Origin of the sequence: Streptomyces sp. SID12501, assembly GCF_010550245.1 — a bacterium.
Taxonomy (GTDB): domain Bacteria; phylum Actinomycetota; class Actinomycetes; order Streptomycetales; family Streptomycetaceae; genus Streptomyces.
Window position 1 is genome coordinate 1 of the sequence record NZ_JAAGLU010000564.1, and the last position, 458, is coordinate 458.

Here is a 458-nt window from a genome sequence, read left to right on the forward strand (position 1 = left end):
CGATCCTGTCCACGTCCTCCGGCCTGCTGACCGACAAGCAGGCAGCCAAGAAGGGTGTGGGCGGGGAAGTCCTCGCCTACGTCTGGTAAGCCCGAGACGGAGAGGAGAACAGCCATGTCTCGAATCGGCAGGATCCCCGTCCCGGTGCCTTCGGGTGTCGACGTGACGATCGACGGCCGCGTGGTGACGGTGAAGGGCCCCAAGGGGGAGCTCACCCACACGGTCGCCGCCCCCATCGCGGTGGACCGCGACGACGCCGGCGCCCTCGTGGTGACGCGTCCCGACGACGAGCGCGCCTCGCGCTCGCTGCACGGCCTGACCCGCACGCTGCTGGCCAACCTGGTCACCGGCGTCACGGAGGGCTACACCAAGAAGCTCGAGATCGTCGGCACCGGTTACCGCGTGACGGCGAAGGGCAGCAACCTCGAGTTCGCGCTCGGCTACAGCCACCCCGTCGT

General features: G+C 69.2%; 2 protein-coding genes. Both read left to right on the plus strand.

All coding sequences use genetic code 11. The features are described 5' to 3' along the window. The coding region (gene rpsH, locus G3I71_RS47305; protein ID WP_164325125.1) for a 30S ribosomal protein S8 at nt 1-89 on the plus strand (89 nt) is incomplete at its 5' end. Between the two features lie 25 nt (nt 90-114). Further along, a partial coding sequence (gene rplF / locus G3I71_RS47310) for a 50S ribosomal protein L6 (protein ID WP_164325123.1) occupies nt 115-458 on the plus strand: 344 nt, incomplete at its 3' end.